We start from the raw sequence: 20,118 nt of genomic DNA on the forward strand, positions 1-20,118 counted from the left end.
TGTTGAGTTCTCAAGGAACGGACGCTTCCTTCGTACTCACCCTCTCGGGCTTTCCTCCGGGCGCTTCCCTTCGCTGTTTCCGACTCTATCAGATCTTTTCTCGATCCGATTTCCTCGGTGCTTTCCAGGTTCCCGCTCTCGCGTTTCCCTTTCCGGCGGTTCCGACTTTATCAGAAGTTCTTGGCCGGTCTGACCGGCCGCTCATTTCTGAGTAATCGGGAGTTACTCCTCGGAAATGCGACTTCACGAGGAGTAAATAGATTCTAGGTGGTCGCCCTTGGAACTGTCCAGTTCTAGGCAACTGTTTGAATCTACCTCCCCACGCGCTCCGTGTCAACAGGTCTTGTGGGGCGAAGAGGACACTAGCAGCTCACGAGGGGTGCCCGCACATCAGGCGGCCGTCGGTACGGCCGAACTCCGCTCGGATGCCTCAACGTCACCCGTGTCGCCCGAACGTGCCGCGCGGCCGCCGAGGATGAAGACGTACGCCAGAAAGGCCAGCTCAGCGGCGATTCCGATGCCTATGCGAGCCCACGTGGGCAGGCCCGACGGGGTCACGAAGCCTTCGATGGCACCGGAGACGAAAAGGACCAGGGCGAGGCCGATGGCCATGCCCACCGCGGCCCTGCCCTCCTCCGCGAGGGCGGTGCGGCGGTTGCGCAGGCCGGGGTCGATGACGGTCCAGCCGAGACGTAGTCCCGTACCGGCCGCCACGAAGACCGCAGTCAGTTCGAGCAGGCCGTGTGGGAGGACCAGGCCGAGGAACGTGTCGAGTCGGCCGGCCGACGACATCAGGCCGAAGCCGACGCCCAGGTTGAGCATGTTCTGGAAGAGGATCCAGAGGACAGGGAGGCACAGGAAGACGCCCAGGACCAGGCACATCGCGGCGGCCTGGGCGTTGTTGGTCCACACCTGGGCTGCGAAGGCGGCGGCGGGATGGCTCGAGTAATACGTCTCGTACTCTCCGCCCGGACGGGTGAGTTCCCGCAGTTGGCCGGGGGCCGCGATGGACGACTGCACCTCGGGGTGCGTACCGATCCACCACCCCAGGAGGATCGCGACGACCGTGGACAGCAGCGCGGTGGGCACCCACCAGTGACGCGCCCGATAGACGGCGGCGGGGAATCCCTGCCCCAGGAAGCGCGTCACGTCTCGCCAGGAGGCGCGGCGGGTGCCGGTCACGGCGCTACGCGCGCGTGCCACGAGCTGGCTGAGCCGGCCCGTCAGCTGCGGGTCGGGGGCGCTGGACTGGATGAGGGAGAGGTGAGTGGCCGTGCGCTGGTAGAGGGCGACGAGTTCGTCGGCTTCCGCTCCGGTGAGCCGGCGCTGGCGGCGGAGCAGGGCGTCGAGGCGGTCCCACTCGGCTCGGTGGGCGGAGACGAAGACGTCGAGGTCCATCGGGTGTGCCTGCTCCTCGGCCGGTCGTCGACTGCTCGTCGAGACGGTCAGCTTGTCGTACTGGGGCGCGATGCGCCCTCAGCTTGGCAGACTTGCGGTTCTCGGGGCAGACCAGGGGAAGGACGATGGGTGTGAGTGAGCTGGTGACGGGGGAGGCGGTGGCGCTGGAGTTGCGCCCCGCGAGGCTGCCCAGCAGGGCGCTGGCGGTGTTGCTCGACCTGATCGTGGCCGTCATCGCCTATGTCGTCGTGACCATTGCGCTGGTGGCGGCGACTGCTTCCCTGGATGTGGCGGCGCAGACCGCGCTCTCGATCGCGGCATTCGTGCTCGTGCTGGTGGGTGCGCCGATCGCGGTGGAGACGCTCAGTCATGGGCGCTCGCTGGGGAAGCTGGCGTTCGGGCTGCGTGTGGTGCGCGACGACGGCGGGCCGATCCGGTTCCGGCATGCGCTGGTGCGGGGTGCGATCGGTGTCGTCGAGATTCTGCTGACGTTCGGGGTGGTCGCTTGCATCGCTTCGTTCGTGTCCGCGCGCGGGCGGCGGGTCGGGGATGTCTTCGCGGGCACCCTGGTCGTACGGGAGCGGATTCCGGTAGGGCAGGCACGGTTCGTTCCCCCGCCGCCGCCCTGGTTGGAGGGGCGTTTCTCCGAGCTCGATCTGTCGGCGGTTCCCGACGGTCTGTGGCTGGCCGTCCGTCAGTACCTGACTCGGATGCAGCAGCTCGATCCGCAGGTCTCCTGGTCGATGGCGCAACGGCTCGCGGCGGATCTGTCGGCTCGCACGGGGGCGCCGGTGCCGCAGGAGACTCCGCCGGCGGCGTTTCTGGCAGCGGTGGTGCAGGAGCGGCAGGCACGCGATGCCCGGCGAGCCTTCGGGGAGGGCGGTGCTGCCGCGGGTGGGGCACCTGTGGTCGGCGGTGTGCCTGGGGCGGGTGAGGTGGTGCCTTCCGGCTACCCGGCCACGGCTGGTGGGGCCGGTGGCTACGCCGCCCCCGGGGCACAGCCTCCCGCGGCGGCCGCGTATCAGCCTCAGCGGCCAGTGACATATCCCGTCGACGGCGGGACCACAGGCCATTCGCCGGTCGTGCCGCCCGCACCAAGTACACAGCCCGCGCAGGACGACACGCCGACCGCCGACCGCCCGAGCACCGGTTTCGTACCGCCTGCGTAGCCGGCCTGGACCAGGTCCTTCGCGCCCGGCGAAGGTCTGGTCGCCCGGCGCTTCGAGATGCCCGTCAGGTGAAGACCGACGGCGGTGATTCGAGGTCCTCCAGCTCGATGCCGGGGGCCGCCAGGACCACGTCTCCGGCGATGTACACGGCGTGCTGTTCGCCTGTGTCCAGGGCTGTGACCTCGTATTCGTCCACGATGAGGGGGTCATTGTCAGTGGCGTGTGTTTCGCTGTTCACCAGGGCCCAGGACTGGTCGACGGTGCGGGGGGCGAGGACCGGGTCCGTGAAGGCCACGAGGCGTACGCGGGTCGCGGCGGCGGAAGGGGTGAGGCGCAGGAGACGGGCGGTGGCGACGATGAACGCGGGGGACGTGCCGGTGAAGGCGTGGGCGCGCACATTGCCTTCGGTGGCATGAGTTCCGGTGGGGTCGGTGCGGACCCAGGTGACACCGTCGAGGGCGGCGCCACGCACCTGCCAGCCCCCGGCGTGCAGTTCGAGGCGGATGGGGCGGCCCAGTTCGTCGAGGGCGAGGTCGACGGAGCCGCTGTGGTCGCCCGAGGGGGTGGTCAGTTGAGAGACATAGCGCCAGCCGGACGGGCCGGGGGCGCAGTGGAAGTGCTCGTTCGCGAGGGGGGTGTGATCGTGCGGATCGTGGAGCGAATAACGGCCGCGGGGCATAGGGGTCCTGGGTCTTGACGAGGTGGTCCGGCCTGAGGCCAAAGGGGCAGGCCCCCGGCACGGGGGTGCGGGGGCCTGCCTCGGAGGACCTGCCGCCGGGGCGGGCGCGTCGGTGTACGGACGCGCTCCCCCGGTGGGTGGGGCTGCGGACTCAGTAGCGGTAGTGGTCCGACTTGTACGGGCCGTCGACGTCCACGCCGATGTACGCGGCCTGCTCGGGGCGCAGCTTGGTCAGCTTCACGCCGAGCGCGTCCAGGTGGAGGCGTGCGACCTTCTCGTCGAGGTGCTTGGGCAGCGTGTAGACGCCGACCGGGTACTCGTCGGGCTTGGTGAACAGCTCGATCTGGGCCAGCGTCTGGTCCGCGAAGGAGTTGGACATCACGAACGACGGGTGGCCGGTGGCGTTGCCCAGGTTCAGCAGGCGGCCCTCGGAGAGGACGATGATCACCTTGCCGTCCGGGAAGGTCCAGGTGTGGACCTGCGGCTTGACCTCGTCCTTGACGATGCCGGGGATCTTGGCGAGGCCGGCCATGTCGATCTCGTTGTCGAAGTGGCCGATGTTGCCGACGATCGCCTGGTGCTTCATCTTGGCCATGTCGGCGGCCATGATGATGTCCTTGTTGCCGGTCGTGGTGACGAAGATATCGGCCTTGTCGATGACCTCGTCGAGGGTCGTGACCTGGTAGCCGTCCATCGCCGCCTGCAGGGCGCAGATCGGGTCGATCTCGGTGATGATCACGCGGGCACCCTGGCCGCGCAGGGACTCGGCGCAGCCCTTGCCCACGTCGCCGTAGCCGCAGATGACTGCGGTCTTGCCGCCGATCAGGACGTCGGTGGCGCGGTTGATGCCGTCGACCAGGGAGTGGCGGCAGCCGTACTTGTTGTCGAACTTGGACTTCGTGACGGCGTCGTTGACGTTGATCGCCGGGAAGAGGAGGACGCCGTCGCGCTGCATCTCGTACAGACGGTGGACGCCGGTCGTGGTCTCCTCGGTGACGCCGCGGATCTCGGAGGCCAGCTGGGTCCACTTCTGGGGGTTCTCGCCCAGGGTGCGGTGGAGCAGCTGGAGGATGACGCGGTGCTCGTCGGACTCGGCGGTCTCCAGGCCGGGGACCTTGCCGTCCTTCTCGTACTCGACGCCCTTGTGGACGAGGAGGGTGGCGTCACCGCCGTCGTCCAGGATCATGTTCGGGCCGCCGGTGGGGCTGTCCGGCCAGGTCAGCGCCTGCTCGGTGCACCACCAGTACTCCTCCAGGGTCTCGCCCTTCCAGGCGAAGACCGGGACGCCCTGCGGGTTGTCGGGCGTGCCGTTCGGGCCGACGGCGATGGCGGCGGCCGCGTGGTCCTGGGTGGAGAAGATGTTGCAGGAGGCCCAGCGGACCTGGGCGCCGAGGGCGACCAGGGTCTCGATGAGGACGGCGGTCTGCACCGTCATGTGCAGGGAGCCGGTGACACGGGCGCCGGCGAGGGGCTGTGCCTCGGCGTATTCCTTGCGGATCGCCATGAGGCCCGGCATCTCGTGCTCGGCGAGGGTGATCTCCTTGCGGCCGAAGTCGGCCAGGGAGAGGTCGGCGACCTTGAAGTCCTGTCGGTTGTCGACAGTCGTCATTGCGAGCTGCTCCTCGGGATTGGGTCGAGGTGGGTAGGGCTGTTCTGCGCGGCGGCGGACACAGGGGTGCCCGAAAGGGGGACACAGGCATGCCCGCGTGCGCGCAGCGCAGTCCGTCGGAGGCCCTCTCTCCCTCGGCCGGTCCTCTTTGGGACCGCCCGACCGCCATCAGCAGCGACGTCTGGCTCGGTCCCAAGCTACACCGCGGGACGTCATGGTCCCCAGTCCGCTTGCGAACACTTCGCGCCGATCACGGGGTGTGATCGGCGTCCCGTGTGCTGGGTGGGGGTGGCGTCCGCACGGGCGGTTCGCGGAACAGTGCCCGCAGCTCGGCGGGGTCGAGTTGCGTGAGCGGGGCCCGTCGAGTGTGCGGCGGGCGCGGGGGCGTAGCGCGGGTCAGTGGCCGGTGGCGTGAGGTGTGGGGCCGCCCGGGGTGGCCTCGGGGTCTGGGCCCTTGGCGGCCTCGGTCTCGCTGTAGATGTCCGGTTCGAGGTAGATCACTCGGGCGATCGGGACGGCGGCGCGGATGCGGGCCTCGGCGGCGTCGATGGCGTTCGCGACCTCGGTGGCCGTGTCGTCGTGCTGGACGGCGATCTTGGCCGCGACCAGCAGTTCCTCGGGGCCGAGGTGGAGGGTGCGCATGTGGATGATGCGGGTGACCGTCTCGCCGTCGACGATCGCGGCCTCGATCTGCTTGAGCTGTTCGGTGCCGGCGGCCTCACCGAGCAGCAGCGACTTGGTCTCGGCCGCCAGGACGAGGGCGATCGAGACGAGCAGGACACCGATGCAGACCGTGCCGATGCCGTCCCAGACGCCGTCGCCGGTGAGCACGGAGAGGCCGACACCGCCGAGGGCGAGGACGAGACCGATGAGCGCGCCGAAGTCCTCCAGGAGGACGACGGGCAGCTCGGGCGCCTTGGCGCGGCGGATGAACTGCGACCAGGAGTGCGTGCCGCGCAGTTCGTTGGACTCCTTGATGGCCGTACGGAAGGAGAAGCCCTCGGCGATGATCGCGAAAGCGAGGACGCCGACCGGCCAGTACCAGTTCTCGATCTCGTGCGGGTGGGTGATCTTCTCGTAGCCCTCGTAGATGGCGAACATGCCGCCGACCGAGAAGAGGACGATGGAGACGAGGAATGCGTAGATGTACCGCTCGCGGCCGTAGCCGAAGGGGTGTTGCGGGGTCGCCTCGCGCTGGGCCTTCTTGCCGCCGATCAGCAGCAGGAACTGGTTGCCGGAGTCGGCGAGCGAGTGCACGCCTTCGGCGAGCATCGAGGACGAGCCGCTGAACGCGAACGCCACGAACTTCGATGCCGCGATCGCGAGGTTGGCGCCGAGTGCCGCCACGATCGCCCTGGTGCCGCCTGCCGCGCTCATGTGTCCGCGTTGTCCCTTCGCCTACGTACGTCTGCGCCGACCGGGCCGGGCCCGTCGCCCGTACCCGTCGTCTTTGCCCGGCCTTTGCCAGTGGGCCATTCTTGCAGCCCGGCTCTCCCGGGGCGCGTCAGGTGTCCACAAGTCCGGTCAGACAATCACAGTGGCCCGGAAGACCGTGCCCGACCCGGACACTTCGGCCTTCTCCCCCGCCGGGACGAACACGGAACGGCCGGCGGTCAGTTCGTGCTCGCCCGCCCGTACGGAACCGGCCGTGCACAGCAGGATCTGCGGCGTGACCAGGGTGAGATCGTGGGCGGCGCCGCCCTCGGACAGGACGTACCGGGACAGCCGGAACTCGTCGATCGGCGTCTCGTAGACCTCCTCGCCGTCCGGCGAGGCCTCGGGGCGCAGCACGCCCGGGTCGCTCGGCTCGAAGCGGACGATGCGCAGGAGTTCGGGGACGTCGACGTGCTTGGGGGTCAGGCCGCAGCGCAGGACGTTGTCCGAGTTGGCCATGATCTCGACGCCGAGGCCGTTGAGGTACGCGTGCGGGATGCCGGCGCCGAGGAAGAGGGCCTCGCCCGGCTGCAGGCGGACGTAGTTGAGGAGCATGGCGGCGATGACGCCGGGGTCGCCGGGGTAGTGGTGGGCGATGTCGGCGTACGGCGCGTAATCGCCGCCGAGTCGGGTGCAGGCCGCGGTGGCCTGGGCGACCGTGTGGGCCATCTCCTCGCGGTCGGCCGTGAGGACCGCGGTCAGGACCTCGCGCAGGGCCGCGTCCTCCGGGTGGGCGCGCAGCAGGTCGACGTACGGCTTGAGGGAGTCGACGCCGAGCCCGTCGAGCAGGTCGGCGGTCTCGAGCGGGTCGCGGAAGCCGCACAGGCCGTCGAACTCGGTGAGCGCGCAGATCAGTTCGGGCTTGTGGTTGGCGTCCTTGTAGTTACGGTGCGGGGCGTCCACCGGGATGCCGCGCCGCTCCTCGTCCGCGTACCCCTCCTTGGCCTGTTCCAGGTTGGGGTGCACCTGGAGGGAGAGCGGGGCGCCGGCCGCGAGGATCTTCAGCAGGAAGGGCAGGTGGGGGCCGAACTTGGCGACGGCCTCCGGTCCCAGTTCCTGCTCCGGGTGCGCGTCGATGACCTCGACAAGGGTGCCGCGCGCGGTGCGCGAGGGTGCTCCCGGGTGCGCGCCCATCCACATCTCCGCCTGCGGCTCGCCGGTCGGCTCGACGCCGAGGAGCTTCGGGATGGCGGTGGGGGAACCCCAGGCGTAGGGGCGGATGGTGTTGTCGAGGCGGTCCATGGGCTCTCTCTGCCGGTTCTCGTCTTACGTACGTCGCGCCGGGTACGGCTGTGGTTCGCTTCGCGTACACCGGTCGGGGCGTGTCACGTACGCCGGTCGGGGCGTCGGCAACAAGATCAGGCCCTCGAAGCGAGCGCAAGGTAAACGGCAGCGAAATCCGTCATGGCGATCAGTTCCGCGAGGGTCTCCAGCTCGTCGCCGGGCTCTGGTTCCAGCTCGCTGATCGGCGTGTCGTGGCTGAGGGCCAGGTCGCGGGCGGCCGGAGCGGCGGTGAGGCCGCCGATCGGGCGGTCGCGGAGCAGCACCACGCGCGCGTGCAGTGCCGCGGGCTCGTCGACGCGGTCGCGGAAGAAGTCGTCGGGGTCGGCGCTGGCGGCGAGCGGACCGGCGAGCAGGGCACTGTGCGCGGCGAGCGCCTCGGGGAGTTCCTCGACGAGGGCGGGGCGGCCGGCGAGCTCGGCGAGGGCGGCGGAGAAACGGCGGCCCGCCGGTCCGGCCGAGGGGCCCTCCGTCCAGATCACGGGGAGCGCGTCGGCGAGTTCGGCGGCGAGGGTCTTGGCGGGGTTGCTGTACGTCACGATGGCCGGGCCGCAGCGCTCGGCGATGAGGTCGAGACGGTCGGCGACCTTCTCCAGGTCCTCGGCAGGGGCGGTGACCAGGCCGATGCGGTCGAGGAGCGCGAGCAGTGGGGTGAGCAGCGCCCACAGGACGCCGGGCGAGGACGCGGCAAGGGGCTCTTCGTGGTCGTACGGGGCCGTGGCCATCGGTACGAAAAGGCCGTGGGCGCCGTCGACGGCCTCGGCGAGCGGGGTGCCGGCCGGGGCGACGGCGGCGACCGTGCAGCCGTGGCGATAGGCCTGCTCGGCGAGCAGGGAGAGGCTCGGCTCGGTGCCGTCCGGGGTGGCGATCAGGAGCAGGTCGACGGAGCCGGCCCAGCCGGGGAGCTCCCAGCGCAGGGCACCCGCGGCCGGGGCCACGCCGGTGGGGGCCAGCCGGATGACAGGGCTGCCGGGGCCCGCGAGCGAGCCGAGCAGGTCGGCCGCGTGGGTGGCGGAGGCGCCGGGGCCCGCGATCAGGACGGCGCGGGGGCGGCCGTCCGGTTTGAGGTCGTCGACGCCGGCCTCGGTGGCGTGCCGGGCCGCGGTACGCACGCGTGCGCCCGCTTCCGCGGCGCCGCGCAGAAGGCCGCGGCTGTCGGCCTCGGCGAGGCCCTCTGGGGCGTCGAGCAGCGATTCGTCGAGCATGGGCGGCAGCCTCCGATCGCCCGGGTCCTTGCAGGGCGGCTCGTCTGTGCGGGTGGTGCCTGTGCCGGCCGACGCCGGTGCGCCGGCCTCGTACGTCCCGGGCGGGATGCCTGGGCTACGCGGGGCGGCGGGCCTCGTCGACCAGGAGGACGGGGATGCCGTCGCGGACCGGGTACGCCAGACCGCAGTCCTGACCGGTGCAGATCAGCTCGGAGTCCTGCTCCTTGAGGGGAGCGTGGCAGGCCGGGCAGGCGAGGATCTCCAGGAGGCCGGCTTCGAGCGGCATGGGGTTGTCCCTTCGGGCGGGTGCGTGCACGGATGTGCCTGGTCAGCGTACCGCCGTAGGGGGCGGCGTGTGGGAGTCGGGCGAGGCAGGGCGGAAGGGTTCGCCGCTTCCGGCGGGTCGCCGTCCCAAGCCTGCCCCGGGCCCCGGGGTCGCCCCGTCGCGACCGCGCCTGCCCTGCTCCCCCGTCAGCCCCGGATGATCCCCAGTACCTCGTCCCGCACCTTGGTCATCGTCGCCTCGTCGCGGGCCTCGGCGTTCAGGCGCAGGAAGGGCTCCGTGTTGGAGGGGCGGACGTTGAACCACCAGTCGGCGGTGGAGACGGTGAGGCCGTCCAGGTCGTCGAGGGTGGTGTCGTCGTGGCCCTCGTACGCGGCGCGGATCGCGGCGAGGCGGGACTTCTGGTCGGCGACCTCGGAGTTGATCTCGCCGGAGCCGACGTAGCGGTCGTACTCCGCGACCAGGGCCGAGAGCGGGCCGTCCTGGCCGCCCAGAGCCGCGAGGACGTGGAGGGCCGCGAGCATGCCCGTGTCGGCGTTCCAGAAGTCCTTGAAGTAGTAGTGCGCGGAGTGCTCGCCGCCGAAGATCGCGCCCTTGTCCGCCATCTCCGCCTTGATGAAGGAGTGGCCGACGCGGGTGCGGACCGGGGTGCCGCCGTGCTCGCGGACCACCTCGGGGACCGACCAGGACGTGATCAGGTTGTGGATGACCGTGCCCCGGCCGCCGTTCCTGGCCAGCTCGCGTGCGGCCACCAGGGCGGTGATCGCCGACGGGGACACGGGGTCGCCGTGCTCGTCGACGACGAAACAGCGGTCGGCGTCGCCGTCGAAGGCGATGCCGAGGTCGGCGCCCTCCTCGCGGACGCGCTGCTGCAGGTCGACGATGTTGGCGGGGTCAAGCGGGTTGGCCTCGTGGTTGGGGAACGTGCCGTCCAGCTCGAAGTACATCGGGACCAGGGTCAGGGGCAGGCCGGCGAAGACCGTGGGGACCGTGTGGCCGCCCATGCCGTTGCCCGCGTCGACGACGACCTTCAGGGGGCGGATGGAGGTCAGGTCGACGAGGGAGCGGAGGTATGCCGCGTAATCCTCCAACGTGTCGCGCCGCGTGAGGGTTCCGGGCCGGGACGCGGACTGCGGGGCGCCCGACTCCAGCCGGCCCTCGACCAGTTCACGGATCTCGGCGAGACCGGTGTCCTGGCCGACCGGTGCCGCCCCCGCGCGGCACATCTTGATGCCGTTGTACTGCGCGGGGTTGTGCGAGGCCGTGAACATCGCGCCCGGCAGACCGAGGGCGCCGGACGCGTAGTACAGCTGGTCCGTGGAGCACAGGCCGATCTCGGTGACGTCGACGCCGCGCGCGGCCGCGCCGCGCGCGAAGGCGCCGGACAGGCCGGGCGACGACGGCCGCATGTCGTGACCGACGACGATCGCGTCGGCCCCGGTGACCTGGGCGAAGGCCGCGCCGAAGAGTTCGGCCAGCGATTCGTCCCACTGGTCCGGAACCACTCCGCGTACGTCGTACGCCTTCACGATCTGTGACAGATCAGCAGCCACGGCCAACCCTCCTGAAGTCCTATCGGTCAGCACAAACTACCCGCCCGCGCGGGGCGGGTGGTTCGCGGACTCCAGGTGGACCCCCAGCCGTAACCTGTCAGGTCAGGGAAGCATCCAGTCCAGTACCGGCGAACTCTGGCCGACGACGATCAGGCACATCACCAGCAGCAGGCCGACGCTCCAGGGCAGCACCTTGCGCAGCAGGTCGCCCTCACGGCCCGCCAGGCCGACCGCGGCGCAGGCGATGGTGAGGTTCTGCGGCGAGATCATCTTGCCGAGCACACCGCCCGAACTGTTGGCGGCGGCGAGCAGTTCGGGCGACAGCCCCGACTCGCGGGCCGCGCTCACCTGGAGGGCTCCGAACAGTGCGTTGGCCGAGGTGTCGGACCCGGAGACGGCCACGCCGAACCAGCCGAGCACTGGCGACAGGAAGCCCAGCCCGGCTCCGGCGGCCGCCACGAAGTGGCCGATCGTCGCCGCCTGTCCGGAGAGGTTCATGACGTAGGCGAGGGCCAGTACGGACGTCACGGTCAGGATCGCGAACCGCAACTCGACGACCGTGCCCAGCCATTCGCGCACCGCCACGCGCGCGTGGACGCCGAGGACGACGGCCGTGAGCACTCCGGCGATCAGGACGAGGGTGCCGCCGGTGGAGACGATCGGCCAGGTGAAGATGTTTCCGCCGACCGGATCGCCGTCGGGGTTGACGACGTTCAGGAACGGCCAGTCGTAGGTCTTCGTGGTGCCCGCCAGCCAGTCCTTGACCGCGGGGATCTGGGCGACGGAGAAGATCACGACGATGAGGGCGTACGGGGCGTAGGCGCGCAGGACTTCGGGCCGCGGATCGCTCTCGTCGAGGTCGGCGCTGCGGGCGCCGGTGAGCACGGACGTCCGTACGGCATCGGTGGCGGGCACACGCGCGTGCGGTACAGCGACCAGGGCGCCCGCTCCGATCAAGGAGGCGGCGATGTCGGCGAGTTGGGCGGAGACGTAGTTGGAGACGGCGAACTGGGCGGCGGCGAAGGCGACTCCGCACACCAGGGCGGGCACCCAGGTCTCGCGCAGTCCGCGCTTCCCGTCGACGAGCCCGACCAGGACGAGCGGCACCACCAGCGCGAGCAGCGGTGTCTGCCGGCCGACGACGGAGGCGACGGAGTCCAGTGGCAGCCCGGTGACCTGGGCGAGCGTGACGACCGGGGTGCCCATGGCGCCGAAGGCGACGGGCGCGGTGTTGGCGACGAGGGAGACGACGGCCGCGCGCACGGGGTCGAAGCCGAGGGCGACCAGCATCACGGAGCAGATGGCGACCGGTGCGCCGAATCCGGCCAGGGCCTCGAGCAGGGCGCCGAAGCAGAAGGCGACGACGAGGGCCTGGATGCGCGGGTCGTCGGAGAGCCGTCCGAAGGAGCGGCGCAGGATGTCGAAGTGCCGGGTGCGGACGGTCATCCGGTACACCCACAGTGCGTTGACGACGATCCACAGGATGGGGAAGAGGCCGAAGGCGGCCCCCTGGACGGCGCTGGAGAGCGTCTGGTCGAGCGGCATGCCGTAGGCGAAACAGGCGACGAGAACGGCCGCGAGGAGGCCGATCAGGCCCGCGAGGTGCGCCTTGAGGCGGACGCCGCCGAGCAGGATCAGGACGATGACGAGGGGCAGGGCTGCGACGAATGCGGACAGGCCGAGCGAATCGGCGAGCGGCTCCAGCTTCTGGACGTACACGGGGACCTCCCCGGTTTCCGTCATGCGGAATGTGAATTCTCATTTCGACTGACGGAATGGTCGTGTCCGCGACAACGGCACGTCAATGGTCGTGCATCGTTCAACCGAAAAGGGGATCTGGAGACCGCGGCAGTCGGGTCAGTTGTCCGGCGAGCGCAGGACTCGGAGATGACCCCGGCGGGCGACCTCCATGGGGTCCGCCGTGCGCGCCCCGCCGCCCGCCTCGGCCGCCCGCTCCTGCGGCCGGGCCGCCTCGCGCACGGCGTTGGCAAGCGCTTCCAGATCGTCGCCGCTCGGGCGGGCCGGAGCGGAGCCGTCGATGAGTCGTACGACCTCCCAGCCGCGCGGGGCGGTCAGGCGCTCGGAGTGCTCGGCGCACAGGTCGTAGCAGTGGGGTTCGGCGTAGGTGGCGAGCGGGCCGAGGACCGCGGTCGAGTCGGCGTAGACGTACGTCAGCGTCGCGACGGCGGGTCGGCCGCAAGCGGTTCGCGAACAACGACGTACAGGGCTCACGATGTTGGACGGTACCGCACTCTTGAGCGGGCCGCGACGACTCTCCACCGGGTCACTCCACCGTGTCGTATGGCACTCCGGTTCACATATCCATCCGAACACGACGTTCTGACCTGCGTGGACGGTCATGCGCGGGACCCGGGGCGAGTTCGCATCCGGTCACGAGTCTGCACAAACACCGTCAATTGCCTTGAGTTCGGCGGTCCCGGAGAGATACGGAAACGAGCCCAACCTTGGCTGGAATGGTCATCCTGCGACATGCCGCAGGATGGCCCAATGCCGCCCGGCCAGGCGGGGGCATACCGGGCGCCGTGTGGAGGCGGGGCGGGCGGACCGCGCGAGGACTACGCTTCACCAGTGATGGACAACCGTGTACCGCCCCGTGCCGCAGGCCCCGGACCCCGCCGTCGTGACCGCCATGGGCGGGGCATGCGCGGGCCGATCGCGCCGCCGCAGGTTCCGCTCGCGGCGAGCCGTGCCGAGGCGTTCGCGGACCTGGTGCAGGACTCTGTGGAGCGTCTCGAACGGCGCTGGCCGCAGCTCGCCGACATCGACTTCCTGGTGCTCGAAGTGCCCCGCCTCGAGGCGCGCGCCGGGGACGTCTGGAGCGACGACGCCGTGCCGCTCGGCGGGATCGCCCCCGCGCGCGACGGACACCGGGCCCGGGTCGTCGTGTACCGGCGGCCCGTGGAGATCCGCACGAAGGGGCGCGACGAGCGTGCCGCGCTGGTGCACGAGGTCGTCGTCGAGCAGGTCGCGGAGCTGCTGGGGCTGACTCCGGAGACCGTGGATCCCCGGTACGGCGAGGACTGAGCCGTGCCGGCCGGGCACGCGCGTGCCCGGCCGGCACCGACTACTTCTGCAGCACCGACAGATCCTGGTCCGCCTGTGGCACCGACACCGTCCCCCGGTCGTCCGGGAGGGTCTGGATCGTGAAGCCGGGGACGCCCGACTGCGTTGCGGCCAGCGTGCGGGCCGCGTAGACCGGGCCGCCGGAAAGCGGTTCCACCGTCAGCGCGTACGTGCCCTTCAGACCGCTCGGAACGGGCGCGTCGACGTCCTGGGTGGTGCCCGACTTGATCGTGTACGTCTTCGTCACCGCCGTGCCGCCCTCGCTGCCCGCCGACGCCGTGACCTTGACCTTCGCGGTGCCGGTGGGGGCCGTGAGGGACAGCGTCGTGCCCTTGCCACTGTTGTCGGCGGCCGTCGCGCGCGTGCCGACCGGGGCGGTGGCGGGGATGAACGCCGTCTCCTGGCTGCCGCCCTTGCCCCGGGTCACGCGCAGGGCCGCCACCACCGGGACGGACCGGTCGGTGGGGGTCAGCACCAGCGAACCGGCCTCGCCGCGCGTGACCTCGCCGAGGTCGACCGCCGTCGTCATGCCCGACTTCACGTGCAGCGTCTCGTTGCCGGCGGGGGTGATCTCGCCGTCGGGGGAGGCCAGGCGCACCTTCAGGTCCGCGTCGGCGTCGCCGGGGGTGAAGGCGGTCAGCCGGACGGAGGTGGCGTCCTTCGGGATGCCGGGCAGGACCAGGGTGCCCGCCGGGTCGGTGGACGCGGCCAGCCAGTCGCCGCCCAGCTTGTCGTCCAGGGCCTGCACGGCCGCGCCGACCCGCCCGCTGCGGACACTGACGTGCACGGTCAGGTCGGTCTGCTTCTCGTCGGTGAGTGTGGACAGCAGGACCGGATCACTGGCGTGCGGCTGGACCGTGATGCCCTCCCCCACCGTGGACTTGATCGCGCCGTCCTTGCCGTACAGCTCGATGTCGACGACTGCGGCGCTGTCGTCGGGGTTGGTGAGGTGCACGTAGTCGGTGCGGTCGGCGGACGTGCTGGCGCCTGGGAACCAGAACTCCGTGTCCGGAGCGGTGCAGTTGACGCCCTGCAGCCCGCGGCCGGTGCCCGCGGCGACCTCGGTGGTCTCCTGGACGGTCCAGCCGGGCGCGAACTTCCCGTCTGCGGTGCCGACGAGCCCGGGCGCCTCGCCGCCTGTGGTGTCGCCGGTGGCCGGGGTACCCGGCTGCTTGGGCGTGAGGACGGGCTTGGCGGCCTTCTTCTTCGTGCCCTTGTCCGTGTGCTTGCCCGCGGTGGAGTCGCCCGTGCCGTCGGCCGACTCCTCGGTGGCGGACCGGAGTTCGGCCTTGCCGCTGCCCGTCGTGCCCTTCGTGACCGGTGTGAAGGACGTGTACGACGTCTCGGCGATGTCGGAGAGGCTCGGCGCCGGGCACAGCAGGCTGGTGCGCTCCACGGGCAGCCGGGCGGCCACCTGGGCGGTGTCGGCGCCATCCGCGTCCGGCGTGCTGAGCGCGGCGAAACCGGTGACGGCGGCGAGCGCGGCCGTCACGGCGATCAGGGACAGGGTGGTGCGGTTCACTGCTGGCTCCCGTCGGGGCGTTCACTGCCGGTGCCGTGGGGGTGGGGCTGCCCCGGGTCGTAGGCCGGGTCGTAACCCTGCTGGTACGTCGGGTCGTACGGCCCCTGCTGGGCCTGGCCGCCGTATCCGTACGGGTCGTACTGGCCGCTCTGGTACGGGTCGGCCTGGTACGCCTGCTGGTCATAGGCGCCCTGGTACTGCTCGCCGCCCTCGTACTGCTCGCCGCCCTCGTACTGCCCGGCGCCCTCGTACTGCTCGCCGCCCTCGTACTGCTGGCCGCCGTAGGTGCCGTACTCCGCGCTCGTGTAGGCCGCGGCGTCCCACTCGCCGTAGGACTGCTGGTGCGGTACGGCGGCCGGGACCTCCTCCGGAGGAGGCAGGGTGCCTGGGCCGGACTCGTCCGGTTCGCCGGTCTCCTCGGCCTCCGCCTGGGCGCGCAGCCGGCGGGCCCGGCGGCCCTCACCGGCGACGGCCTCGGCGAGGACGGCCTCCTCCTCGGGCAGGTCGTCGTCGATGTCGCGGCGGCGGCCCGGCAGGGCGAGCACGACCAAGACGACCGCGAGCAGGCCCTGGGCCGCGAGCCAGCCGGTGTGGCCGATCGGGTCGTCGTAGGTGACGTCCAATGTGCCGCCGCTGGAGGGGAGTTCGAAGCCCTGGGCCCAGCCGTCGACCGTGGTGCGGGTGAGCGGCCTGCCGTCCAGGGTGGCTGTCCAGCCCGCGGCGGCGGAGTCGGCCAGGCGCAGGACGCGGCCGTCGGTGCCGGAGGGGATCGAGGTGTGGATCTCGACGGGGCCCGCGGCGACGGACTGCGCGGCGCCCGCACCACCGGAGGCCGGGACGATGGACGCGCGCGAGACCTGCTGGTCGACGCGCCACAGCGCGCTGCCGTCCTGCTGGCTGAGCCGGGACAGACCGGGCGTGGCGTCCAGGACACGGCTCACCTCGCGCGGCGCGCCCTTGTGGACCAGGACGTAACGCACGGCGAAACCGCCGAGCTGGTTCGCCTGGTCGGCGCCGGAGCCGGCGACGAGATTGGCGACGACCTTGTCGAGCGTGCCGTTCTCGCCGTCGGACGCCGCGAGTTCGGCGTCGCCCATGCGGGCCCCGGAGCCGCGCACCAGGGTGTAGCGCACATAGGCCTGGGAATCGCTGTCGAGTACCAGGGTCCGGGCCTGGTCACGGGTGCTGCTCTCCTCGGCGACGAACGCGGGCACCTGCACGGGGTCGCGCCGCTCCACGGGCCCGTCGGCACCGCCGACGATCCAGCCCGCGGCGACGAGCAGCGGGCCCGCGGCCGAGGCGAAGGCGATCAGCGCGGCCACCGGCTGGCGCCAGCCGAAGCTCTGCTCGGCCACGCGCGCGCGTACCCCGTCGGCGCCGATCGTGGCGGCGGCCAGGAGCGCGATGCCGTAGACGAGGGTGGCGGGTCCGGCCCAGGTGGAGTTGTTGGACAGGACCGCGAAGACGAGGCCCACCAGGGCGGCGGCCCAGGCCGTCCGGACTCCCGACTGACGCTCGCCGCGCAGCAGTGCGGCCAGCGCGGCCAGGACGATGCCGATGAGCATCACCCCGTGCACCGTGCCGGGGCCGCCGGGGCTGGCGCCGAGCAGATCGAGGGCGGAGGCGGTCGAGGAGCCGTACTCCAGGCCCGCCTCCTTGAAGAAGCCGAACGGGAGCAGCGCCAGCGACCAGGGCGCGAGGATCAGCAGCGGGGTGCCCAGCTGGGCCAGGAAGCGCAGGACGTGGGCGAAGAGGTCGCCGCGGCGCACGGCCAGCACGCCGATCCCGAGGACGAGCGCGATGGGCCACACGATCGGCGTGAACGCGGTCGTGATGGTCAGCAGCAGCGCGTACGCCCAGGTGGCGCGCCAACTGCCGCGCGCGCCCGAGGAGTTCGTGAGTCCGCTCGCGGCGATGCCCGCGCGCGCGACGAGCGGCAGGAACACGGCGAGGACGGCGGTGCCGATGCGGCCGCCGGCGAGGGCGCCGGTGGCGGCGGGCAGGAAGGCGTAGGCGACGGCCGCCCACGCGCGCAGCAGGCGCGAGGTGACGAGCGGCCGGGAGGCGAAGTACGCGGTGAATCCGGCCAGCGGCACCGAGCCGACCAGCAGGACGGTGACCGCGAGACCGGTCGAGCCGAACAGCGTCGAGGCGAGCATCGCCACGATCGCGAGGTACGGCGGCGCGGACGGGGTGCCGCCGGCGCCCACCGCGTGCCAGGAGTCCAGATAGCGCGACCACAGCTCGCCGGAGTCGGCCGGGGCGGGCAGCAGGGCGCCGCCCGCGAGCGCGCCGCCGCCGAGGAGGTTGCGGCAGGCGGCGAGCGAGACGACAAGCAGCACCAGGAAGAGCACCGGGCCGGGCTTGCGGGCGATGCGCTTGAGGCGCGCGAACTGCTCGATCTCGAGGAAGTCGGCGTCGTCGCCGCCGGGCCCGGACTCGACCGCTCCGCCGTGCCGTCCGGCCGAGGAGACCTCGGGGTCGGTGCCGCCGAAGAGATTGCCCGCGACCTGTTCCACGGTGGCCCGCACGGTCGCGCCGCGCGGCGGGAACAGCGGCCGCAGCTCGTCCTTCTCGACGACCGGACGGCCGCGCCTGCGCCGTCCGGCGAAGATCCGCTCGGGCCGCAGCAGGACGCCCAGGAGGCCGCGGATCTCGTCGACGGCCTGTCCGGGGACCTTGCCGACGAGGTAGGCGAGGGTGCGCAGGAGCGTGCCGAGCACCAGGCGCAGCAGGACCCACGGCAGCGCCGCCGTACGGGTGTTGACGAGGAGGGTGTAGACGGCGCCGGCTTTGTCGACCTTGTGCGGGGAGGCGGTCGTGCGGCCCACGCAGTCGACGGTGCGGCGCTCGCGGGAGGCGGCCTCGGCGTGCCGTACGACCGCGTCGGGGGCGATGAGGACTCGGTGGCCGGCGGTGTGGGCGCGCCAGCACAGGTCGACGTCGTCGCGCATGAGGGGCAGCCGGCGGTCGAAGCCGCCGAGTTCCTCGAAGACGTCGCGCCGGATCAGCATGCCGGCGGTGGAGACGGACAGCACGGGTCCGACGTGGTCGTGCTGTCCCTGGTCCTGCTCGCGGCGGTCCAGGCCGGTCCAGCGGCGGCCGGAGTTGGCGATGGAGACGCCGACCTCCAGGAGCTGACGGCGGTCGTACCAGCCGCGGAGCTTGGGGCCGACCACGGCCACGTCGTCACGGCCGAGCTCGTGCTCGTTCTCGACGACGCGCAGCAGCTGGGCCAGGGCGTCGGGTTCGGGGGCGCAGTCGTCGTGCAGCAGCCACAGCCACTGGACCGGCTCGCCGTGCGGGAGCTCGGGCATGTCGTAGGCGTCGTCGCGCCACGTGCGCGTGACGGGGTCCCAGCCGCTGGGGCGCTTGAGGTACGGCAGCTCGGCCGGGGTGAGGACCGGCGCGATGCGGCTCGCCTCCTCGACAGCCTGGCCGAAGCCGGTGCGCCGGGCCAGATGGAGCACACGGTCGGCGCCGAGCACGTCGGTGACCAGCTGGGCGGAGTCGTCCGCGCTGCCGGTGTCGGCGGCGACGGCGTACTGCACGGGGCGCTCCTGGCCGAGCAGCCCGGCGAGCGCGTCAGGCAGCCAGCGGGCGCCGTCGTGCGCGACGAGGACCGCGGTCACCACATGACGCGGGAACTCAGGTGTGGCAGCGGTGTCTTGATGGGCTGCCGTATGACTGTGCACGGACATCGAGGTACGGGCCCCGGTTCGATGGACTGCGGTGGACACCTGCGCCCACTGGGGGCGGCGTGGCGTCTCGGACGAGCGACCACACTATCGGCTGGGCATGACGACGGCCCGCCGCCTGTGGATAACCCACCCGCGACGGGCCGTTCGTGATGTGTCTACGTGAGGGTTCCGTGCCCTTCGGAAACGAATGCCATGGAATGCGACGAACCGGATGGAGGGGGAAACTCAGCTGGTCAGCCACACGGCACGGCTCAGACCGCGGCCTTCTTCAGCCGGCGGCGCTCCCGCTCGGACAGGCCGCCCCAGATGCCGAAGCGCTCGTCGTTGGCCAGGGCGTACTCGAGGCACTCGGAACGGACCTCGCAGGCGAGGCAGACCTTCTTGGCCTCTCTGGTCGAGCCGCCCTTCTCGGGGAAGAAGGACTCGGGGTCGGTCTGGGCGCACAGCGCGCGCTCCTGCCAGCCGAATTCCTCGTCCGCGTCGTCGACCAGCAGTTGCTGCACCAGCTCGGTCATGTGCGCCCCTCGTCTGTTTCGCGTCCCCGTGATGTAGCCGTTACCGATTCCGGCTGAACGACACGAGTGAAATTACAAGTGTGCTGCTCCGGGCGAGTCAAGCCGAGATCTGCTATTGGCCCCGTTATTCACCCTCCGGAACCAAGGCCATGCAGAAAGTGTTCAAATCGCCATAAACCTTGACATGCAGAGGAGGTCCGCGGGGGGCGCCGACTCCGCACAGACACCCACACAGACACCTGTACGGAGAAGGACGCCCAGGAGTTCGATCGCGTTCCGGCGAGGCTCGTGCGCCCGGTTGTGCGCCATGTGTCCGGGGAGGTCGACGAACAAACCTTTCGCCCGGGAGATGAACCGGATGAGGTGAACCGTGTCCCACAATCCGGGCTTCGAGTTGACAGTGCGAGTGTGAACCGCTGTCCTTGGGGGCATGCTCGCGAACTCGGCGCTCACCTCGACCCGCACCGCCGGGTCCCACGGTGCTGCCCGCGCTCGCTGTAGCTGTTGTTGCTGTTCCAGCTGTTGAGCCGAACGCGCTCCGGCTGCTCCTGAGTCCATCCCGACTCGGCTGCTGTTGCCCTTCCCAGCCCCTCATCCGGGGCCACCCTCCCGCTCGCGACCCGGGCGGACGGCACACGACATCCAGCCAGCCCGCACTCTCCCGTCGAGGACCCACCGCACCCCC

The 20,118-nt window shown here is 71.3% G+C and carries 15 protein-coding genes; 2 read left to right on the forward strand and 13 right to left on the reverse strand.

Annotation, left to right across the window (positions count from 1 at the left end):
• Window positions 1-390: 390 nt before the first annotated feature.
• The gene (locus ACFYXB_RS32355; protein ID WP_389588377.1) at window positions 391-1,398 is read right to left on the reverse strand and encodes a stage II sporulation protein M; all 1,008 of its coding nucleotides are present in this window, start codon (window positions 1,396-1,398) and stop codon (window positions 391-393) included.
• A gap of 131 nt (window positions 1,399-1,529) precedes the next feature.
• Between ACFYXB_RS32355 and ACFYXB_RS32360 the strand changes: the two genes are divergently transcribed.
• The gene (locus ACFYXB_RS32360) at window positions 1,530-2,567 is read left to right on the forward strand and encodes an RDD family protein (protein ID WP_389588379.1); all 1,038 of its coding nucleotides are present in this window, start codon (window positions 1,530-1,532) and stop codon (window positions 2,565-2,567) included.
• Window positions 2,568-2,631: 64 nt separating this feature from the next.
• Here ACFYXB_RS32360 and ACFYXB_RS32365 read toward each other — a convergent pair whose 3' ends face one another.
• From ACFYXB_RS32365 to ACFYXB_RS32405, 9 genes are all read right to left on the reverse strand, one after another.
• Window positions 2,632-3,246: a hypothetical protein gene (locus ACFYXB_RS32365; protein ID WP_389588381.1), complete on the reverse strand. Its 615-nt coding sequence runs from the start codon at window positions 3,244-3,246 to the stop codon at window positions 2,632-2,634.
• Window positions 3,247-3,397: 151 nt separating this feature from the next.
• Window positions 3,398-4,855, reverse strand: coding sequence for an adenosylhomocysteinase (ahcY, locus tag ACFYXB_RS32370; RefSeq protein WP_351364523.1), 1,458 nt, complete (start codon window positions 4,853-4,855; stop codon window positions 3,398-3,400).
• Window positions 4,856-5,251: 396 nt separating this feature from the next.
• Window positions 5,252-6,232: a cation diffusion facilitator family transporter gene (locus tag ACFYXB_RS32375; protein WP_389588383.1), complete on the reverse strand. Its 981-nt coding sequence runs from the start codon at window positions 6,230-6,232 to the stop codon at window positions 5,252-5,254.
• A gap of 147 nt (window positions 6,233-6,379) precedes the next feature.
• The gene (gene manA / locus ACFYXB_RS32380; protein WP_351364529.1) at window positions 6,380-7,531 is read right to left on the reverse strand and encodes a mannose-6-phosphate isomerase, class I; all 1,152 of its coding nucleotides are present in this window, start codon (window positions 7,529-7,531) and stop codon (window positions 6,380-6,382) included.
• A gap of 116 nt (window positions 7,532-7,647) precedes the next feature.
• Window positions 7,648-8,775: an SIS domain-containing protein gene (locus ACFYXB_RS32385; protein WP_389588385.1), complete on the reverse strand. Its 1,128-nt coding sequence runs from the start codon at window positions 8,773-8,775 to the stop codon at window positions 7,648-7,650.
• 115 nt (window positions 8,776-8,890) lie between these two features.
• Window positions 8,891-9,061: a Trm112 family protein gene (locus ACFYXB_RS32390; protein ID WP_109005418.1), complete on the reverse strand. Its 171-nt coding sequence runs from the start codon at window positions 9,059-9,061 to the stop codon at window positions 8,891-8,893.
• Between the two features lie 185 nt (window positions 9,062-9,246).
• The gene (locus ACFYXB_RS32395) at window positions 9,247-10,611 is read right to left on the reverse strand and encodes a phosphomannomutase/phosphoglucomutase (protein ID WP_389588388.1); all 1,365 of its coding nucleotides are present in this window, start codon (window positions 10,609-10,611) and stop codon (window positions 9,247-9,249) included.
• Between the two features lie 102 nt (window positions 10,612-10,713).
• Window positions 10,714-12,330, reverse strand: a complete 1,617-nt coding sequence (locus tag ACFYXB_RS32400; protein WP_389588508.1) for an L-lactate permease — start codon at window positions 12,328-12,330, stop codon at window positions 10,714-10,716.
• A 138-nt stretch (window positions 12,331-12,468) separates the two neighbouring features.
• Window positions 12,469-12,891 (reverse strand): DUF3499 domain-containing protein, encoded by a 423-nt coding sequence (locus ACFYXB_RS32405; protein ID WP_351350938.1) that lies wholly within the window; start codon window positions 12,889-12,891, stop codon window positions 12,469-12,471.
• A 312-nt stretch (window positions 12,892-13,203) separates the two neighbouring features.
• Between ACFYXB_RS32405 and ACFYXB_RS32410 the strand changes: the two genes are divergently transcribed.
• Window positions 13,204-13,656, forward strand: coding sequence for a metallopeptidase family protein (locus tag ACFYXB_RS32410; RefSeq protein WP_389588510.1), 453 nt, complete (start codon window positions 13,204-13,206; stop codon window positions 13,654-13,656).
• A 40-nt stretch (window positions 13,657-13,696) separates the two neighbouring features.
• Here the strand turns inward: ACFYXB_RS32410 and ACFYXB_RS32415 are convergent, their stop codons facing one another.
• From ACFYXB_RS32415 to ACFYXB_RS32425, 3 genes are all read right to left on the reverse strand, one after another.
• On the reverse strand, window positions 13,697-15,217 hold the full coding sequence (locus tag ACFYXB_RS32415; protein WP_389588390.1) for a DUF5719 family protein: 1,521 nt from the start codon (window positions 15,215-15,217) through the stop codon (window positions 13,697-13,699).
• Window positions 15,214-18,918 (reverse strand): glycosyltransferase, encoded by a 3,705-nt coding sequence (locus ACFYXB_RS32420; RefSeq protein WP_389588393.1) that lies wholly within the window; start codon window positions 18,916-18,918, stop codon window positions 15,214-15,216. The genes ACFYXB_RS32415 and ACFYXB_RS32420 overlap by 4 nt, the downstream gene beginning before the upstream one ends.
• Window positions 18,919-19,169: 251 nt before the next feature.
• The gene (locus ACFYXB_RS32425) at window positions 19,170-19,433 is read right to left on the reverse strand and encodes a WhiB family transcriptional regulator (protein ID WP_351350932.1); all 264 of its coding nucleotides are present in this window, start codon (window positions 19,431-19,433) and stop codon (window positions 19,170-19,172) included.
• Window positions 19,434-20,118: the final 685 nt, after the last annotated feature.

The organism is Streptomyces sp. NPDC002619 (assembly GCF_042889305.1).
Classification (GTDB): domain Bacteria; phylum Actinomycetota; class Actinomycetes; order Streptomycetales; family Streptomycetaceae; genus Streptomyces.